This is a genomic window from Mucilaginibacter sp. JRF (assembly GCF_015223065.1).
Taxonomy (GTDB): domain Bacteria; phylum Bacteroidota; class Bacteroidia; order Sphingobacteriales; family Sphingobacteriaceae; genus Mucilaginibacter.
The window spans coordinates 102,581-121,225 of record NZ_JADFBY010000007.1 but is presented as its reverse complement, the minus strand read 5'-3'; the positions used below and the strand labels follow the sequence as shown (position 1 = coordinate 121,225).

Below are 18,645 nucleotides of genomic sequence, written 5' to 3'. Positions count from 1 at the left end.
AATGAGTTATTGCATTTCAACATTGCAGCCTTTTTAAATTTAACAAAACTTGAAATGGCTACACAACTAAAAAATCTGTCCGATTTTTCGGCGACCGAAATACCTAACGCGGCCCCATATACCTTTGGCATTGTAGTGGCCGAATGGAATGCCGAGATCACCAATGCCCTGTACGAAGGTGCCTACCAAAGCCTGGTAAACAATGGCGCACTGCCCGAAAATATATTCAGCTACAGCGTACCCGGCAGCTTCGAGCTAACATCGGGCGCGGACCTGCTGTTGAAGAATAAACCGCACCTTGATGCCGTAATTTGCCTGGGTTGTGTTATACAAGGCGAAACACGCCATTTTGATTTTATTTGCGATGCAGTTGCAAATGGTGTAAGTAATGTTGCTATAAAATACTCAAAACCTGTTATATTTGGTGTACTTACTACCGACAACCAACAGCAGGCTATTGACCGCGCTGGTGGCAAACACGGCAATAAGGGCGACGAAGGCGCCATTACAGCCATTAAAATGGCCGATATGGCAAAAACGTTGCAGGCTTAAACTTTATCAGGTTATAAACGTTAATTACTTATATGAAAAAGTTAGTATACATAGCTTTGGTTGCCTTGGCCATGAGCACATTTGCTTCATGCTCAAACAAGCTTTGCCCTGCGTATGGCTCTTACCCTAAGCGTGGCCGTTAACAGCAAAATGTCATATTTAATACTGTAGGCAAACATTTACAGGCCTTTACTGTAATTTTGTATCAGTATAAATAACATAAAAAGGATTTTTTGCAATGAAGTGGATAGCGCTGGAGTCGGCAGATCAAATAAATGAAATAAAGCAGCACCCGGGGTATAGCATTATTTTTAAGCATAGCACCCGCTGCTCTATCAGCATGATGGCTAAAAAACGTTTTGAGTTGGAGTGGGATGATCTGCCTGATGAAATTTCGTTGTATTTTTTAGACCTGATCAAGCACCGCGACCTGTCAAACCAGATAGCATCTGATTTTCACGTACATCATGAATCGCCACAAATGCTGCTTATTAAAAGCGGCGAATGTATACTCGATCAATCCCACGGCGGCATCTCGGTAGACGAGGCGTTGACGATGGTGGAGTAGATTTTTAGTCCGGAAGACGGAGAAGTCGGAAAGTCCGGAAGTTTTTTAAAGCGATATATAATTCTATAACATAATAAGAAAAGCGGCCATTAAGCCGCTTTTCTTGTTTAATATCAGATACAGATCATCCCATCCGTCTTTCCAATTTCACAAACTTATCCGTCTTTCGGACTTTCCGACTTCCCGGACTTGCGGACTCCTCAACTACCACCCAAAATCCACCGTCTTCTTAACATCTTCGCCAAGGCTTATGTGTACGGGGCAGGTAAGGGCGGCATGTTCCAGTATTTTCTGTTCCTTGTCGGTATACTGTTTCGGGAACTTAAAGTTTACTACCACCTCGGCCACACGGCGCGGGTTGGCAGCCATAATTTTGGTTATGGAGCATTTTGTATTGTCGATATCAATACCGTTGGTATTGGCGGCAATGCCCATAATGGTCATCATGCAGCTGCCTAATGATGCAGCCAGCAGGTCGGTTGGCGAAAAAGCTTCGCCCTTGCCGTTATTATCAACAGGCGCGTCGGTAATAATTTTTGTGCCCGATTGCAGGTGGGTAGCCTCAGTGCGCAAACCGCCCAGGTATGTTGTTTCAATTGTTGCCATGAGGCTAAATTAGATAAAACCATTGCTAAACCAAACACTCCCTTTATCAATCCACTGTAATATATTATTTGGCGCTGTAGGGCGTTAAATGGTTTTTACTTACTTTTGTTGTTATGATTGATTTGCCGGTAATTCCAGCCACACAAGTACAGCGTAAACCCGATTGGTTAAGAGTGAGGCTCCCTGTTGGTAAAGAGTATGCACAGGTGCGCAGCTTGGTTGATACGCATAAGCTGCATACTATATGTGAGAGTGGTAATTGCCCTAACATGGGCGAGTGCTGGGGCGCAGGTACGGCAACCTTCATGATATTGGGTAACATTTGTACCCGCTCGTGCTCGTTTTGCGCGGTAGCAACCGGCAGGCCGCTGGCTGTTGACCTTGACGAGCCGAACCGTGTGGCCAACTCGGTGAAATTAATGCAGGTTAAACACTGCGTTATTACCTCAGTTGACCGTGACGACCTGAAAGACGGCGGTTCAATCATCTGGGCCGAAACCATCAACGCTATCCGCAGAGAAAGCCCTGAAACTACACTGGAAACTTTATTGCCTGATTTTAAAGGCAACTGGGATAACCTTGCCCGTGTGTTAGAGGTAAGGCCCGAAGTAGTATCGCACAATTTGGAAACTGTACGCAGGCTTACCCGCGAGGTACGTATACAAGCCAAGTACGATCGTAGTTTGGATTGTTTGCGCCGCATATCTGAAGCCGGCTTGCGTACCAAATCGGGCATTATGCTGGGTTTGGGCGAAACCGAGGCCGACGTTTTGGAAGCCATGGCCGACTTGCTTGATGCCGGTGTACACATACTTACATTAGGCCAATATTTGCAGCCTACACGCAATCACCACCCGGTGGTTGACTGGATTCATCCCGATCAATTTAACTTCTACAAACAAAAAGGCCTTGAAATGGGTTTCAAGTATGTAGAGAGCGGACCGTTAGTTCGTTCATCATATCATGCTGAAAAACATCTTTTTGATTTTTAATAATTATTTTTACCTTGTAGCCAGTGAGTAGAAGGTCAAAAATAACACTGACTGAGGAAGAATTAGTTAGAGGACTGCGCCAGCGTGAAAAAGTGGCGGCAGAGGCTTTGTACAGCATGTATTCCGCATCGTTGTACGGTGTTATTCTGCGCATCATTAATGATGAACCTTCGGCAGAGGACGTACTTCAGGAAGCCTTCATAAAAATATGGCAATCTTTCTCAGGCTATAGTGCCGAGAAGGGGCGTTTATTCACATGGATGGTGAATATTGCGAGAAATCTGTCTATTGATAAGGTACGATCTAAAGATTTTAGGAATCAAACTAAAAACCAAGGGCTTGAAAATAACGTAACTTTTATTGACGAGCAAAGGAACACGGTTTATAAACCTGAATTACTGGGTTTAAAGGATCTTGTACAAACACTGAAGCCTGAACAAAAATCAATACTGGATCTGGTATATTTTAAAGGGTACACCCATGTTGAGGTGGCAGACGAACTTGACCTGCCGCTGGGTACAGTGAAAACAAGATTAAGAATGGCCATTCAACAGCTCCGGAAACATTTTTAATAAAAAAATTGGAAGATATAAGAGCATATATTGAATCTGGAATACTTGAACTTTACGTTTTGGGCGATGTAAGTCCGACTGAAAAGCAACAGGTAGAAGAAGCCGCTTTAAAACATCCGGAGGTGAAAGCCGAACTGGATGCCATTGAAGTAGCCATGGAAAGCTATGCCCTTGCCCAAGCCATTGAACCATCTGAAAAAGAATACGACCGCGTTTTAAACAGCCTGCTGGTTAACCTTGGCGATGACCGTACTTTCAGTAAGGCCCGCACCCATACGGACGATGACCATAAGGTTGTGCCGATAAATACCCAGCGCACAGTAAACTTTTACAAATATGGCTTTGCCGCCAGTGTGTTTTTATTACTGGTAAGCGGCGTTGCCCTGGTTGGTTTATATAGCAGGCTGCAACAATCAAACGAAATAATATCATCGTTGCGAAACCAAAATCAACACTTTGCCAATCAGGTCAATTTAATGGATGAGCAGATCAGCATATTTCGCGATCCTTCATTCCGTTTTGTAAAGTTGAAAGGCACTCCAAAATCACCTGCATCGGGCCTTACCGTGGCCTGGAGCCAAACCAAAGGCAAGGTGATGATCGACATGGCTGATATGAAACTGCCCGCTAACGATCAGCAACACCAATACCAGTTGTGGGCTATTGTTGCCGGCAAACCGGTTGACCTGGGTGTGTTTGATGCCGAAAGCAAGAGCGATACATCAGGCATGAAAGAAATGAAGACCGTTGAGCAACCGCAAGCCTTTGCCGTAACGCTTGAACCCCGCGGCGGCAGCGTTAACCCTACCATGGATGCCATGATGGTGATGAGCGCCATTTAAATTTCCGCTACGGTAATTCCCTTATTGGCGTAATACTCCCTCAGTTTTTTAATGTTTTTGTAGGCGATGCTTAATGGCAGCATACAGATAACGCCAAAAGAGCAATCAATAATCTGCCAAAACAAAGGTACACCCCTGATGCCGCCCGCTATAAATGCCAGCGGAAATATGGCCACACTTGCCACCATACCAAATTGCACCACCCATAAATTTTTTACCGGATGCCTGTACGGCCCGATGAACAGCACAGCCAACACCAGATGCGCAAAGGCCAGCCAATCAGTACCGTAAGCCAGGTAGGGGTATTGCTGATTAGTATTGCGCAAGGCATTGTAAATATTGCTTAGCCAATGTTGCAGCGGCAAAGGCAAGGCCTGCATATTAGCCGCTAACCAGCCCAGTTCCGTTTCTAAAGGGAAAGCCGTAGCCCCGCTGATAAACAGTCCGCCAATAATAACGACCATACAAATACGGATACGTGTTAATGCTTGTTGTTGTGGAGTTTTCATGATGATATGTGATAAGGTTTAAATATTCTCCGCCCGTTGCTTAATTACCTGGAGGATTTTGTTCTGTATGTCTTTCATTATCCAGTCGGCCCAAAGGCCGGCGTAAAAGTTAAAGGTGGTGGTTAATTTAAAGTGGCTGTACAGGTGCAAGCGGTAGGTTTTGCTGTTCAACTTCTCCAGCTCGTAAGTCCCGTCGATCACGTCAAAGTATTCGCCGCCTATTACTACGTGTTCATCCATGGTTGTTGAGGGTATCTCGTGCGGGTTGGCCTGAATGGTAAAGCGCATAAATTTTTGATCGGTATAGTTGGTTACCTGTTCATGAAATATCAGTCCCTTATCAAATATGGCTTTACGATAACCGCCCACGCCATTGTAATTCAGTTCGGCACGCAACGGGCGCGGAAAGCCGAGGGTTTCTGTGAGCCAGCCCTTATCTTCGGTTGATGATATGCCCCTAACACGGGTTACATTATTCCAGATGTTGGCTTTATCGGCATCAATATCTATATAGGTGTAGGCTTTATAAATTGAGGGATGATCGCCAATGTAACGCTCAACAGGCGAGATAAAGAAAGGCAGCAGTACAAGCAGCGATATTTGCAAACGCTCGTTTTTGTGCTTGCGTAATCTTGTACGCCCGGCCACCCAGCCGCCCAAGCTTGCCGCTCCAAAAAATACCGGCATTATCATTAACCAACATGCCCAACCCTCAAAGCCAAACAGCATCGTTATAAAAAAGAACACCATAATTACAGCCCAGGGCATCATCAGCCGGTACGACAGGCTTTTTACCTTTTCAATATTCGAGAAATAAATGGTAAGCACCCCGATACCAAATGGAACCAACAAAATAAAACTGATAGACATGATGGTAAATAAGCCATTGAGGCTATCAGTTCTGAATACAGCGTAGGATAGCAAGGCAAATAACGTTGGTAATCCAACGATCAGTAACAGGCGTTTAAGGGTTTCAGACATCATAATAATATGTGATAAGGTTTAGGTGTTAAATACTTTTTTCAATGGCTTGTTTAATATCCGGAACTTTAAAGGTGTAGCCTGCTTCGGTTAACCGGGTAGGTAAAACCCAGCGACTTTTCAGTATCAGTTCGGTTTCGGTGCGTAGCAGCCATGTGCCTATTTCCAGCATCCATTTGGTGGCTGGCATACCGAATGGAGCGCCAACCGCTTTGCGTATCACAGCCATCAATTCTTGGTTTTGTATGGGCTTGGGCGATGCTATGTTAAAGGCTCCATCCAGGTGCGGATTATCCAGCAAAAAGTCGATACTGCCGGTTATATCATCCTCGTGCACCCAGCTGAAATATTGCTTGCCATTGCCCTGTATACTGCCCAGGCCGAAACGTGCCAAATTAAGGTAATAGCTGGCCACTCCGCCGTTACTCCCAAGCACTACGCTTATACGCAGTACTATTTTGCGTACACCCGGTACTTGCTGATCGGCAAAGGCTTGCTCCCATTGCTTGCAAACCTCTATTGAAAAGCCACTGCCAACCTCGCCATTGTATTCATCCTGCGGGCGATCCTCGGCATGCCGGTATATGGTAGCTGATGCCGCGTTGAACCACACCTTTGGCTTGTTAGTAGTCAACATTAAAGCCTCGCCCAATACACGGGTAGCATTAAGGCGTGAGGCGAATATTTCGGCCTTATTTTTTTCGTTATAGCGGCAGTTCACGCTCTTGCCGGTAAGGTTTATCAGCACATCACTATCTTCCAGGTGGGTTGCCCAATCGCCCATGGTGCGGCCATCCCAATAAACCATTGTGATGTTACCATTGGCTGGTTTGGGGTTGCGGGTAAATATTACCACCTGTTTAGCCAGTTTGCTAAAGTGCGCGGCCAGCACTATGCCTAAATAACCGCTACCACCTGCAAGTATCACCTTATTGTATTTCATAACGCTTCAGTTTTAAATGATGATCATTAACACAGCCAGCCTGTACAGCATCCACGTTGCAGTTAGCAACCAACCCAATTTAAGCAATTTGGTACGGTGGATATGCTCTAAAAACATCAGCCCTGCTATCAGCATGAAATAGAGTGTACCTATTAGTGCAGGTATGATTATGAATTGCGCCAGTATTACCACCGGCAGCAGCAACAAGGCTCCGGCGAAAGAAATGGTCATCATGTTACCCAGATAATCCCACCTTTTGTCGGCAGCGTACAGGCTTACTATCAGGCCTTGAAACAGTATTTGTCCGCCGCATATCAAATACTCGCGCCAGCTGTTACCGGCAGTGATCATGGGTACTAACAACCCTGCATATTGTGTGAGTATGGCGCCTACAACCATCCATGTAAACAACAGGTAGGTCAGCCTCCATCTGAGTTTAAATGTTGGTTGTATACCATAATTATATTGATTGCCCGGCACAATAACCCTGCGGTTGTATGATATAAAGGCGTAACATTTAGCCGCTATCCACACAAAGGGTTTAAAATTGAACAACCCCTTAAACACCGGGAATGAATTGCCGATAACCTTAAACAAACTGGCAATGCCGTATTCAACCTCGCCGGTCTGGGTATTTACCAGCGCTATCTCGTTAACGGCGCGCTTACGGTCAATCAGCGGACAAAGCATTTCAGGAGCTTCCTGGTAAGCGGTGCGGCCGGTGCCATCAAGCATGCCTGTGTTTACAAACGCCCTGGTGTACAGGTTGCACATAGGGCATTCGGCATCGTACAAAATAATATGGTTATGCAACGTTTTCATATTCGTGATGATTTTAAGGGTAGATCAGTAGTAATTATTCGTCAAATGGTTTATAGCGCTCCATCAGCACCTTGGCACGATTGGCCCTGTTGCGCATCTTAAAAAATATGCCCAGGTTTATAAAGTGCATACCGCCCAGTATAAGTATAATGCGACCAATCTTGTAGCTTAGCACCTCTACCACTACTTGTGTGTTGCCTATGTTACCGGTTTCCTTTAAAGCCAGTACCATGTAGCCTATGTTAACCAGGTAAAAGCCTACCACCAATAGCTTGTTCACTGAATCGGCCAGCTCGGTGTTGCCATAAAATATATCCACCAAAAAAACACGACCGTTATTGAATAATACCTTTGCTACCCAAATGGTAACAGCAATGCTTACAGCCAGATAAAACGCGTAGGTTATAATAAAGTAGTTCATGATAATTGATATTTTATTTATTGATAAGTTTTGAATTTTCAGTAACTAATGAAATATATAGACAAATTTTTTTACTTAAATATTTTAAGGATAGAACCCCAAAACCAGTTTTCTTCAGCCTTTATCATGGTTTCTAAAGTTTTGTTAACGTTTGCCGATAGTTTGTTGATACCCTTAACGGATGTTTTAAAAGTTTTATAAGCCGGATCTTTCTCGTTTCCTTTAACTTCTGATAGCTCGTTCAAAACTTTCAACAGCGGATCAAGCTCGCGCTTTTTGCGTTCCTGGGCTACTTGTTTGGCTATGGTCCAGGCATCCTTTTCGGCAAAAAAGTATTCCTTACGTTCGCCGGGCTTATGTTGCTTTTCTACCAATCCCCAGCTGATCAGGTCGCGCAGGGTCATGTTGGCATTACCGCGCGATATGCTCAGGGCTTCCATAACCTCCTCGGTAGTAAGTGCCTCGTGCGATATCAGCAGCAAAGCATGTACCTGGGCCATAGTGCGGTTTATACCCCACTCAGATCCCAGCTTACCCCAGGTTTCAATGAACTTTTGCCTTGCCTCAACCAATTCCATACAACAAATGTATACATATTTTCAAACTTTCAAAAATTATTGAAAATTTATTTATTCAATGATCGCATTTATTTTCAAAAAAACGCCACATAGCTGTAACGTATTCAATGTCGACACGTCTTATAGATAATAAAGAGAGTATTTTGTTCTTTATAAGGTCAGTTAATAGTTTAAAGAGAAAAGCGGCTGCATACTCCCTGCCGCTTTTTTTATGCCATCAACTTTGCCATAGTAACCGGCAGTTGCTGTGCCAGTTTGCCTGGTAATACCACATTCATGCGGTTGGGCAGGGCCAGTTCATCACCCGCTTTACCATGTATATATACGCCGGCAATACATGCCTGCTGCGGCGTATAACCCTGCGCAAGCAGCGATGCCAATATACCCGTAAGCACATCGCCCATACCTCCTGTAGCCATAGCCGCGTTACTGCTCGAATTAAAGTAGAGCTTACCCTCCGGCGTTGCAGTTATAGTGTAATCATTTTTTAGTACGATGTAGAGGTTACGCTCAGCGGCCTGTTGCTTTGCCGTTTGCAGGCGTGCCCACCAGTTGGTGTGTGTGCCGAACAAGCGATCAAACTCCTTCACGTGCGGGGTAAGTATACTACCCGCCGGAATAGCCTGCCACAAAGTAGAATTATTAGCCAGCAGGTTGAGCCCATCCGCATCAATCACCATAGGCTTTTTATAGTTGGCGAGTACGTAAGCGAACAGCTCAAGCGCTTTTTCATCCGTTCCCAATCCCGGCCCGAAGGCTATAGAACTAAACTTATCCCAGTCAATTTTCGGTAAGGTATCACCATCACGAATAATGGCCATTAACTCCGGCAAGTAGCTATTCAAAGCCGTTAAGCCGCTACCCGGTATACAGGCCGTGGTAAGCCCGGCACCGGCATAGGCCGCACCGGCAGATGATAGTAATGCCGCGCCCATTGTTCGTGCTTCGCCTGCTATAATAAGCGCGTGTCCGTAGGTGCCTTTATTACTAAACCGTGTACGGTGCTTCAATATTTTCCGTATATCTTTTTCTTCTATATATTGATAGGCCGAGTTAAGCGAATGGGTATACTCCTCGCTGATGCCAATGTTAACGGACTCCCAGCAGGCTATATAGTTTTTTGATTCGGGCAACAAAAAATTGATCTTGGCTTGCTGAAAGGTAATCACCAGGTCGGCATGTAAAACGGTGGCATCCTGCGGCACTTCGCCATCAGCAAAAAAACCAGTAGGTACATCAACCGCTACCACGGTTTTTTCAAGACCATTCAGATGATCTACCAAAGTTTTGTAATCGCCTTCCAATGGTTTATTTAAACCGCTGCCTAATAAGGCATCTATAATTATGCTGCTATCCTCGGCAGGTGGCGCATCGCCTTTATTTAGGGTGATGATATTGATACCGCAATCCTGCAAACGTTGCAGGTTAGCATCAAAATCAGTTGTCGACCGTTCGCTGAACCTTATTACCTTAACACTTACATGCTGGTATTTATGCTGATGCAGCATACGGGCAATAGCCAAACCATCGCCGCCGTTGTTGCCGGTGCCGCAGTAAACGCTTACACGCTCGTTCCGTTCCGGAAAATGATTGATGAACCAGCCCACAAATGCCTTTGAGGCACGCTCCATCAGGTTGATGGATGATATGGGTTCGTTTTTGATGGTCCAGGCATCAGCTTCGCGCACCTGGGATGAAATGAGTAAAGGCAGCATATTATACTAATTTATAACATGCTGCCTTTGTTTTTCGGGCTTATCGAAAATATTTTTGCGCTTAGTTTTTAATGCTCATCTCCTTAGCCTGCATCATTTTACGCAGGTTATTAAGGGCATAACGCATACGGCCAAGGGCGGTATTAATGCTTACATCGGTAATATCGGCTATCTCTTTAAAGCTCATATCACCAAAGTGGCGCATAATTAACACCTCTTTCTGCTCTGATGGCAGCAGCTGTATCAATGTTTTTAAATCCTTGTGGGTTTGCTCGCGCACCATGCGATCCTCGGTACTTTCATCGTAGTTACCAAGCACCTCGAATATATCAAAGTCGTCGCCATTGCTAACCATAGGCGCACGCTTTTCACGGCGAAAGTGGTCAATAACCAAATTATGCGCAATACGGGTTACCCATGGTAAAAACTTACCTTCCTCGTTATATTTTCCGGCTTTTAAAGTGTTAATTACTTTTATAAATGTATCCTGAAAAATATCTTCGGCGAGGTATTCGTCTTTAACAAGCAAATAAATAGAAGTATATATTTTGGTTTGATACCGGCGGATAAGCTCTACAAGCCCCCCTTCATCGCCCGAAATATAAAGATGGATTAGATCCTGATCACTTTGCAATTTTAAATCCATAGAAAACCTTACTACTTAATTAAGTTTACTTAAAATGTTGTTTAGTAAAGTCTATTCTATAAATCTTTGCTTTAGGGGTTATACAAACGTTAAGTCAAATAAAACAAATTAAACAATAAAATGCAAATTTATTTGTTTGACCATCTACACTTAGATACGTTTAATTCGGGCAACAAGTTTTTTTCCGAAATAATATTGCCGGCCTGAAGATAACGATAATCAGGCAAAAAGTGATGATATGGTTATTTAATGCTTCGCTTTAGCAAAATAAAATACCCGGCAAAAAATACCACTACGGCTACGGCAAGGCTCACATAAACATCATCAGTAAGAATATTGATTACCAACTGCTTCCCCGCCCCGGCAGATTTGGTGCGGGGCATCATGGTGGTAAGCGCCAGCATGGGGTGCGAGTAAGGGAACAGGTAGGCATGTTTCCAACCTACTGATGCCATGATAACGCCCGATATGGTACCCACAAAGCCGATACCCATCGGCTTCAAAAAATCCTTCCACAACAGGCTGAACAAAAACTGTAACGACAGCATACCCAATGCCGAAAGTAAAAGCTTGAAGTATACCTGTACCAGCGTAAACTCCATATGGTACTCGTTAAACCTTAAGCCCGGCTTTATTGCCGATAATAAATTGGCAAAGCCGATAGTGAATACCACAAACAATATCAGGCTGACAAGTATAAGTAACAAGGCATAAACGTATTTTGCCGCATACACCGCGAATTTGGGTAACGGCAGGCTGAACAGCATTTTCCAGGTATCGGCCTTGTGCTCAATATTATTGACCGAATAAGCTGTAAAAACCACAAACATGGGCAACAATAATACTCCCATAATATTAAGCACGCCACCTACATAGCGAATCCACAATAACTCGCCCGACCAACTGGTCATGTTATTGGCATTGGTTAAAAAACCGATGGTCATTAACAGGCAAATAAGCAGGGGCAGCAGTATGGCGCACCAAAAGGCCAGCGTTTTGCGGGTCTTGTAAAATTCGGAGCGCAGGGAGAGTAAAAATGCTTTCATTGGGGTAGAGGTATGGCCTTAAGCTTTTTGGGTGATAGATAGAAATAGGGTTTCGAGATCCTGCTGTTGTTTACCGATGCTGTAAACCGTATAACCGTTGTTGATCAGCAAGGTATTAATATCGCCGCTTTCCTGTTTTGATACATAAGGCAAACCAACCAACGTTTCGGTAACCTGCGCAACCTCATAATGATGGCGCTTTAGCAAATTGGCGGCATCAACTGTATTGTCAATCTCAATCAGTAACAATGCCTGGTTCAGTGCTTCCAGCTCGTTAATACTACCCTGAAACAACATGCTGCCGTTATTTATAATGCCCACATGGGTAGCCATACGTTCAATTTCCGACAGTAGGTGGCTGCTGATAAACACTGTTTTACCGTGCTTACGGGTAAGGTTTATCAGCAATTCGCGTATCTCAATAATACCATTTGGGTCGAGGCCGTTGGTGGGTTCGTCCAGTATCAGCAACTCCGGGTCGCTTAACAAGGCCAGGGCAATACCCAGGCGTTGTTTCATACCCAGCGAGTATTGGCCTGCTTTTTTATTGGCAGCTTGTTTAAGCTGTACCAGCTCCAACATTTCATCAACCCGGCTGGCGGGCAGTTGCAGCAAGCCCACACGGTTAACCAAATTTTCGCGACCGGTTAGGTGCAGGTAAATAGCGGGTTGCTCTATCAGCGAGCCTATTTTTGAAAGTATCTCGATACGGTTACGGTTCAGATCTTTCCCAAAAACAGAAATGCTGCCTTCATCCGTTTTTAGCAGATTGAGCAGCAATTTAATGGTGGTTGTTTTACCGGCGCCGTTTGGCCCTAAAAAACCATATATGCTTCCTTGCGGAACTTGTAGTGACAGGGAATTGACAACCTTTTGGTCGCCAAAATTAAAGGTTAGTCCCTCGGTATTGATTACCATACGTTTTCCTGGCTAATACCGCACACTGTTTTAAAAAGGTTTACACCTTTGTAAAATAACGAGGTAGCTTGTTTAGCTTTAGCGCTGGCTCCTTTAATATTTTGTTGCTGCTGAGTAAACTGGTAAGCAACACCCATCACCAGGGCGAACATTACCGGTACCAGTAGCATTACAAAAGGGTTTGAGTATTTGATTAACTTTTTCATTGCGATTGATTTGATGAAACAAAGAAATAGTAAAAAATCAAGCCTCTAAAAAGTATTAGACCAACAGGTTGTATTTATAGATAAACGCCCACGCCGGGCTGCAAACCCGTTCGTCGAAGAAAAAAGCCAGTTCATCGAAAAAACTACACCCTATATATAATACCCACCCAAATAAAGCCGCCAAAACATTACTTTAGAAGGCAGAATAAATAATTTAAAACATTGAGCAGCGCGATATAAGGGATGAAGAAACAGTGGCAATTTTTCTGGCATGTGTTTGTGTGGATATGTTTAATATCCTTCTTCTTTTTTATAGCTAAAACCAACAGCAAAATGTCTGTAGAGGCATTGTTTGTTTTGTTCGTGCTGTTCGGCCTGGTTAATATCAGCTTGTTTTACATTAATTACCTGTTGCTCATCCCCCGTTTTTTAGATAAAAAGCGGTATGGCACCTACATCATCATCGCCCTATCAGTAATATTAGTCTATGGTTTTATTAAGTATGGCTTAGCCTATGTGTATAAGGAATACGCACTTGTAAAACATAAAGGCGAAATGATCAGCTTTGCATCATACTACCTGAGCGCGTTTTTTACCAGTTTAATATTTGTATTCCTCAGCATTGTACTCAAATTCTCGACGGATTGGTTTTTGAACGAGCGCATTCAGCGCGATTTGGAAAACCAGCGCCTTACGGCCGAACTATCCTTTTTGAAATCGCAGGTTAATCCGCATTTTTTGTTCAATTCCCTTAACAGCATCTACTCGCTGGCCTATCAACGGTCAGAAACCACGCCCGAGGCAATCCTTAAGCTGTCGGAAATTATGCGTTATATGTTGTATGAAAGTAATGACAACAAGGTTGACCTGGAAAAGGAGATACATTACCTGCAAAACTACATCGACCTGCAAAAGATACGTTTTGGCTACAAGGCATTTGTGGAGTTTGAGGTTAAGGGCGATGTAAGCACCCAGCGCATTGCGCCGCTGCTGTTAATATCATTTATTGAAAATGCCTTTAAACACGGTGTAGCCAATGATCCGGAAACGCCTATACGCATGAATTTATCGGTGGAGAACGGCGTGCTCGATTTCCATATCGAAAATAAAAAACATAATAATAACCGTGATGCTTCGGGCGGTATCGGTTTAAATAACGTGCAGCGCAGGCTTAATCTATTATATCCTAAAAAATACACGCTGGATATTGATGATACTGATGCCTGCTATGTATGTAACTTAAAACTCGTTCTTTAACAAAAAAAGCCGTTTGATGTAAACGGCTTTGGGCGGAATTATTTTCGTTTCTGCTTTTGCTTGGTTTTGGCGGTATCGCTTGCGGCCGGTGTAGCTAAAAAGGTGGAGTTATCCTTCTTTTTATCGGCATCGCTCTTGAGCCAATCGGGCGTAGAGGCAGGCTGCACCGGGTTAGTGGTAGTAGTTGTAGTAGTTGTAGTAGTTGTAGTAGCCGACGAACCAACCGTATCGGTTTTTTTAGCCGGAGCGGTTTGTGCCGAGGCATTTTGAAAAACGCAGGCAAATGCAATAGCAACAATAGCTGCACTAAGTTTTTTCATGGGTAGCTAAATGTTTGGTTAATATTATAAAGCTAACGTTGAATTTTATTAACTTGTTTTGCTGGTGGTTTCTTTTTTTGATATTATGGCTGATGATGGCACATAAACAAGCATCATCATATTAATTACTGTTTTTAAAAATATACTTATACAATGATACGGTGCCTGGTTGTTGATGATGAGCCTTTGGCTTTGAATATACTTGAGGATTATATTGCCAAAATGCCTTTTTTACAATTGGTAAAGGCTACCACTAATCCTATTGAGGCGCTCACGTTGGTACAAGGCGGCGAGGCCGATCTGGTATTTTTAGATGTGCAGATGCCCGAGCTTACCGGCATTCAGTTTTTAAAGATAGCCAACGGCAAAGCCAAGGTCATACTAACCACCGCCTACCCGCAATATGCCCTGGAGGGTTATGAACTTGATGTGGTTGATTACCTGCTAAAACCCATAGCGTTCGATCGTTTTTATAAGGCAGTGCAAAAGGTGCAGGGTATAATAAACCCCACAGCAGCCGCTAATACCCCCGCACCGGCCGCAGCACCGGCACAACAGCAACCCGATTTTTTAAGCGACTTTATCTTTGTAAAAACCGAGCATAAGATACAGAAGCTTTACCTGCACGATATTTTGTTTATTGAAGGGTTGAAGGATTATATATCCATATTCACCACTAACGAGCGCATCATCACCCTGCAAAACATGAAGAAGATGGAAGATGCCCTGCCCGAAAAGCATTTTATACGCGTGCATCGCTCATACATCGTATCGCTGGATAAGATCGACAGCATCGAGCGCAGCCGCATCTTCATAGGCGACAAGATCATCCCCGTAGGAGATACCTACCGCGACGACTTTTTCAGGATTATTGACGGGAAGAATGTGTAACTGCCCCTAACCCCTAAAGGGGAACTTTATTTTATAACTCCCCTTTAGGGGCTGGGGGCTTAGCCTACTTTTTCCCTTATCCGCTCCTCGGCCAGTTTTACCAGCTCATCTATTGGGGCGGTGCCGGGTTCAATGGGTTCGAGTACTTCCCAGGTCATGGGGGTAAAGGTATTTAGCGGGAACAAGCCATAACGTACCATCTCCCACGATTTATTGATAGCCACCGGAACCAGTAACGCGTTAGGGCATTTTTTAAGCAGTGTGGCAATACCTGCCGATTGAAAGGTTTTTACCTTGCCATCCTTTGAGCGGGTGCCCTCGGGGAATATCATGGCCGACCATCCCTGCTCCTTCATGCGTGTACCCAGCTTAACCAGTTCCATAATGGATTGGCGAGGATCTTTACGATCAATGTTAGCCCCGCCACCCACACGCAGGTTATATGATATGGATGGTATGCCCTTAGCCAGCTCAATCTTCGAGATAAACTTGGCATGGTACTTCCTGAAAAAGTAGATCATCGGCGGTATATCGATCAAACTCTGGTGATTAGCCATAATGATCATCGGCCTGCCTTGCGGCAAATTTTGCTTGTTGATAAACTTAACCGAATTGAACAGGATATAGTAAGTACTTAACAAACAAAAGTTAAGCGCGTCAACCGAGCGTTTATGCGCCGAGTAGCCAAAGGCACGGTAACTTATCCACTGTATGGGCTGAAAAATAACCAGCACCAAAAAAAACGCGACAATAGCAAATGGCGAAAGGATGTATCCTAAAAACTTTCTCATAATGGGATGACAAAGTTAATAAAAGCCTGTAAATGTTCAGCCTCTGTTCAATTATCCGCAAGGGCAAAATCAAGCACAAAAAAGGCAGAGCCAATGGCCCTGCCCTTCTCATATATATTCAGGTTCAATTACTTTTGCTTGCTGAATGAGTATACCACGTAACCCATTTGCGCGCCAATCGGCACAGGGGTTTTTAGTACAAGGGTTTCTTTATCGGCCGCGCCAACATCCAGGCGATAACCTTCGGCTACGTTTTTGGCCTTGTCGCCCTCGTATATCTTTTTGAACTGGAACTGCGTACCATTCGGGCCTTCGTAAGCCGACCAGAAGATGGATTGCGATGTACCGTTGCTCAGGGTATACATACCGTTACCGCTGTTGGTCAGTTTCCATACGCTGCCTACAAACGCGCTTGGTGGCGCCTGGTCAAATGCTGATTGTACGGCGTTTGATAGTAAACCGCCCTCGTAAGTTACGGTGTTACATACCCAGGTATTAACAAACCTATCGCGCGGAACGTGTGATGATGTAGTACTGCGTGCGCCCGAACAGGCCGAGAGCACTATGGTAAGGGCTAAGATAGCTAAGGTGTATTGAAATAGCTTTTTCATGACTTCAGTTTTATTATTTGTTGTGTATAACATAAGTTTTGTCAAAAGGTTGACAGTTTTTGTGAGCCGCTGCTTTTTTGCTGCCGCTTTGTTTTGGATTAAGCCCTATATTAAAGGTTTAATTACCCGTTGCTAAAAATGCGTCGCAATATTATACATAATAACCCTATAGCCAAATGCCTGTTTAAAACTTGTTTCGGGCTTTTTTGCCTGCTGGTGATGGCGGGCTGCGGCAATGGTAACGGCACCGGCAACCGCACGGTTTTTAACATCAACCTGGAGGATGGCCTCACCTCGCTCGACCCGGCTTTTGCCCGTAACCAGAACGCCCTGTGGATGGACAACCAGCTATACAACGGCCTGGTACAAATAAATGATAGCCTGAAAAGCGTACCCTGCATTGCCAAAACTTGGGATATTAGTACCGATGGCCTGCAATACACCTTCCATTTACGTAACAATGTATTTTTTCATAACGACCCATTGTTTCCGCAAGGCAAGGGGCGCAGGTGTGTGGCTGCGGATTTTGCTTACAGTTTTGGCCGGTTGATAGACCCGAAGGTAGCCTCATCAGGCTCGTGGATATTTAGTGATAAGGTAGATGGCAAGCAGGCATTCATCGCCCAAAATGATAGCACATTTATCATCAGGCTAAAACAACCCTTCCCCCCGCTGCTGAGTTTGCTTACGGCGCAGTATTGTTCGGTAGTGCCGCACGAGGTGGTTGAGCATTATGGCAAGGATTTTCGTAGTCACCCTATAGGTACCGGCCCTTTTAAATTTAAGTACTGGAAGGAGCGCGAGGTATTGGTGCTGTTAAAGAACGAGCATTATTGGGAAAAAGATAACAACGGCCAGCCCCTGCCCCATCTGGATGCGGTAAAGGCCGGCTTTATCAGCGATAAGCAAACCGCCTTTATGGAATTTATTAAGGGCGATCTGGATTTTTTTAACGGCATTGATGGCAGCTATCGCGATGATATACTCACCAAGGCAGGCAAGTTAACCAGCAAGTACCGGGGCAAGTTTGTAATGAACATCAGGCCGTATTTAAATACCGAATATTTGGGTATACTGATCGATACCAACATTGCCATTGTACGCCGATCGCCATTAAAAATGCTGAAGATACGGCAAGCCATTAACTACGCCATTGATAAGCAAAAAATGATCAAGTACCTGCGCAACAGCATAGGTACGCCGGGTTACGCGGGTTTTATTCCGCAAGGTATGCCGGGGTTTGATGGTAAGCAGGTTGCGGGTTATAGCTATAATCCTGAAAAGGCCCGCCGCTTATTGGCCGAGGCCGGTTTCCCTAATGGCCATAACCTGCCCGAAATTGTGCTGAACACCACCACCACTTACCGCGACCTGATAGAATACATACAAGGCGAGCTGGACCGTGTGAACATTAAAACCCGTGTTGAAGTTACCCAGGGCGCCAGCCTGCGCGAACTGATCGCCAAAAACGGGGTTAACTTTTTTCGTGGATCGTGGATAGCTGATTACCCGGACGGGGAGAATTACCTGTCGGTATTTTACTCAAAAAACAAGATACCCTTTGGCCCCAACTATACCGGCTTTAACAACAAACAGTTCGACAGGCTTTTTGAGCAAACCTACCGGGTAAATAACGATTCGGCACGCTATGCCCTGTACCGCAAAATGGATAACCTGGTAATGAGCCAATCGCCGGTGGTGGTATTGTATTACGATAAGCTGGTGAACCTGTATCAAAACAACATAAGCGGCTACGCTAAGAACGCGCAAAATTTACTGGTGTTGAAAAGGGTGAGGAAAGGGAATTAGCTAAATTTTCAACACTATATACAAATATTGCCACGTGATATTTGCACCC

23 protein-coding genes are annotated in these 18,645 nt (G+C 44.4%); 8 read left to right on the top strand and 15 right to left on the bottom strand.

All coding sequences use genetic code 11. From position 1 onward, the window contains the following. The first annotated feature begins 54 nt into the window (after positions 1-54). Positions 55-552 (top strand): 6,7-dimethyl-8-ribityllumazine synthase, encoded by a 498-nt coding sequence (ribH, locus tag IM792_RS16455; protein WP_194102993.1) that lies wholly within the window; start codon positions 55-57, stop codon positions 550-552. A 238-nt stretch (positions 553-790) separates the two neighbouring features. Beyond that, positions 791-1,120, top strand: a complete 330-nt coding sequence (gene ytxJ / locus IM792_RS16450) for a bacillithiol system redox-active protein YtxJ (protein ID WP_194102992.1) — start codon at positions 791-793, stop codon at positions 1,118-1,120. A gap of 204 nt (positions 1,121-1,324) precedes the next feature. Here ytxJ and IM792_RS16445 read toward each other — a convergent pair whose 3' ends face one another. Then, positions 1,325-1,726, bottom strand: a complete 402-nt coding sequence (locus IM792_RS16445; RefSeq protein WP_194102991.1) for an OsmC family protein — start codon at positions 1,724-1,726, stop codon at positions 1,325-1,327. A 113-nt stretch (positions 1,727-1,839) separates the two neighbouring features. On the opposite strand from IM792_RS16445, the gene lipA reads away from it, so the two are divergent. The 3 genes from lipA to IM792_RS16430 are packed head-to-tail and all read left to right on the top strand — an operon-like array spanning position 1,840 to position 4,132. Further along, positions 1,840-2,718: a lipoyl synthase gene (gene lipA / locus IM792_RS16440; RefSeq protein WP_194102990.1), complete on the top strand. Its 879-nt coding sequence runs from the start codon at positions 1,840-1,842 to the stop codon at positions 2,716-2,718. A gap of 23 nt (positions 2,719-2,741) precedes the next feature. After that, positions 2,742-3,290, top strand: a complete 549-nt coding sequence (locus IM792_RS16435) for a sigma-70 family RNA polymerase sigma factor (RefSeq protein WP_194102989.1) — start codon at positions 2,742-2,744, stop codon at positions 3,288-3,290. A gap of 8 nt (positions 3,291-3,298) precedes the next feature. Beyond that, positions 3,299-4,132, top strand: coding sequence for an anti-sigma factor (locus IM792_RS16430; RefSeq protein WP_194102988.1), 834 nt, complete (start codon positions 3,299-3,301; stop codon positions 4,130-4,132). Here the strand turns inward: IM792_RS16430 and IM792_RS16425 are convergent. The 11 genes from IM792_RS16425 to IM792_RS16375 form a co-directional block, all read right to left on the bottom strand. Then, complete coding sequence (locus tag IM792_RS16425) at positions 4,129-4,641, bottom strand: hypothetical protein (RefSeq protein ID WP_194102987.1); 513 nt, start codon at positions 4,639-4,641, stop codon at positions 4,129-4,131. The genes IM792_RS16430 and IM792_RS16425 overlap by 4 nt on opposite strands. A gap of 18 nt (positions 4,642-4,659) precedes the next feature. Then, positions 4,660-5,625, bottom strand: a complete 966-nt coding sequence (locus IM792_RS16420) for a hypothetical protein (protein ID WP_194102986.1) — start codon at positions 5,623-5,625, stop codon at positions 4,660-4,662. 25 nt (positions 5,626-5,650) lie between these two features. Continuing rightward, positions 5,651-6,565 carry a TIGR01777 family oxidoreductase gene (locus IM792_RS16415; RefSeq protein WP_194102985.1) on the bottom strand — a complete coding sequence of 305 codons (915 nt, stop codon included), beginning with the start codon at positions 6,563-6,565 and terminating at the stop codon, positions 5,651-5,653. Positions 6,566-6,577: 12 nt separating this feature from the next. Continuing rightward, a complete protein-coding gene (locus IM792_RS16410; RefSeq protein WP_194102984.1) occupies positions 6,578-7,387 on the bottom strand; it encodes a DUF393 domain-containing protein in 810 nt (269 codons plus the stop codon). 34 nt (positions 7,388-7,421) lie between these two features. Next, the gene (locus tag IM792_RS16405) at positions 7,422-7,808 is read right to left on the bottom strand and encodes a hypothetical protein (protein WP_194102983.1); all 387 of its coding nucleotides are present in this window, start codon (positions 7,806-7,808) and stop codon (positions 7,422-7,424) included. 71 nt (positions 7,809-7,879) lie between these two features. Then, positions 7,880-8,386, bottom strand: coding sequence for a MarR family transcriptional regulator (locus IM792_RS16400; protein WP_194102982.1), 507 nt, complete (start codon positions 8,384-8,386; stop codon positions 7,880-7,882). 209 nt (positions 8,387-8,595) lie between these two features. Next, positions 8,596-10,101, bottom strand: coding sequence for an NAD(P)H-hydrate dehydratase (locus IM792_RS16395; protein ID WP_194102981.1), 1,506 nt, complete (start codon positions 10,099-10,101; stop codon positions 8,596-8,598). A gap of 61 nt (positions 10,102-10,162) precedes the next feature. Further along, entirely contained in the window at positions 10,163-10,747 is a 585-nt protein-coding gene (locus IM792_RS16390; RefSeq protein ID WP_194102980.1) for a sigma-70 family RNA polymerase sigma factor, read from the bottom strand. A 242-nt stretch (positions 10,748-10,989) separates the two neighbouring features. Next, on the bottom strand, positions 10,990-11,793 hold the full coding sequence (locus IM792_RS16385) for an ABC transporter permease (RefSeq protein ID WP_194102979.1): 804 nt from the start codon (positions 11,791-11,793) through the stop codon (positions 10,990-10,992). Between the two features lie 18 nt (positions 11,794-11,811). After that, entirely contained in the window at positions 11,812-12,711 is a 900-nt protein-coding gene (locus IM792_RS16380; protein WP_194102978.1) for an ABC transporter ATP-binding protein, read from the bottom strand. Then, complete coding sequence (locus IM792_RS16375) at positions 12,705-12,917, bottom strand: hypothetical protein (RefSeq protein ID WP_194102977.1); 213 nt, start codon at positions 12,915-12,917, stop codon at positions 12,705-12,707. The genes IM792_RS16380 and IM792_RS16375 overlap by 7 nt, the downstream gene beginning before the upstream one ends. Before the next feature lie 243 nt (positions 12,918-13,160). Here IM792_RS16375 and IM792_RS16370 point away from each other — a divergent pair, with 243 nt between their 5' ends. Next, complete coding sequence (locus tag IM792_RS16370; RefSeq protein WP_194102976.1) at positions 13,161-14,174, top strand: sensor histidine kinase; 1,014 nt, start codon at positions 13,161-13,163, stop codon at positions 14,172-14,174. Positions 14,175-14,212: 38 nt separating this feature from the next. Here IM792_RS16370 and IM792_RS16365 read toward each other — a convergent pair whose 3' ends face one another. Continuing rightward, positions 14,213-14,494 carry a hypothetical protein gene (locus IM792_RS16365; RefSeq protein ID WP_194102975.1) on the bottom strand — a complete coding sequence of 94 codons (282 nt, stop codon included), beginning with the start codon at positions 14,492-14,494 and terminating at the stop codon, positions 14,213-14,215. A 153-nt stretch (positions 14,495-14,647) separates the two neighbouring features. Between IM792_RS16365 and IM792_RS16360 the strand changes: the two genes are divergently transcribed. Further along, positions 14,648-15,385: a LytTR family DNA-binding domain-containing protein gene (locus IM792_RS16360; RefSeq protein WP_194102974.1), complete on the top strand. Its 738-nt coding sequence runs from the start codon at positions 14,648-14,650 to the stop codon at positions 15,383-15,385. 59 nt (positions 15,386-15,444) lie between these two features. Here IM792_RS16360 and IM792_RS16355 read toward each other — a convergent pair whose 3' ends face one another. Together IM792_RS16355 and IM792_RS16350 are read right to left on the bottom strand one after the other, a co-directional pair. After that, entirely contained in the window at positions 15,445-16,176 is a 732-nt protein-coding gene (locus IM792_RS16355) for a lysophospholipid acyltransferase family protein (RefSeq protein ID WP_194102973.1), read from the bottom strand. Positions 16,177-16,304: 128 nt separating this feature from the next. Further along, complete coding sequence (locus IM792_RS16350) at positions 16,305-16,787, bottom strand: hypothetical protein (RefSeq protein ID WP_194102972.1); 483 nt, start codon at positions 16,785-16,787, stop codon at positions 16,305-16,307. Positions 16,788-16,925: 138 nt separating this feature from the next. On the opposite strand from IM792_RS16350, the gene IM792_RS16345 reads away from it, so the two are divergent. Further along, positions 16,926-18,596 carry an ABC transporter substrate-binding protein gene (locus IM792_RS16345; RefSeq protein ID WP_347343821.1) on the top strand — a complete coding sequence of 557 codons (1,671 nt, stop codon included), beginning with the start codon at positions 16,926-16,928 and terminating at the stop codon, positions 18,594-18,596. The last annotated feature ends 49 nt before the right edge of the window (positions 18,597-18,645 follow it).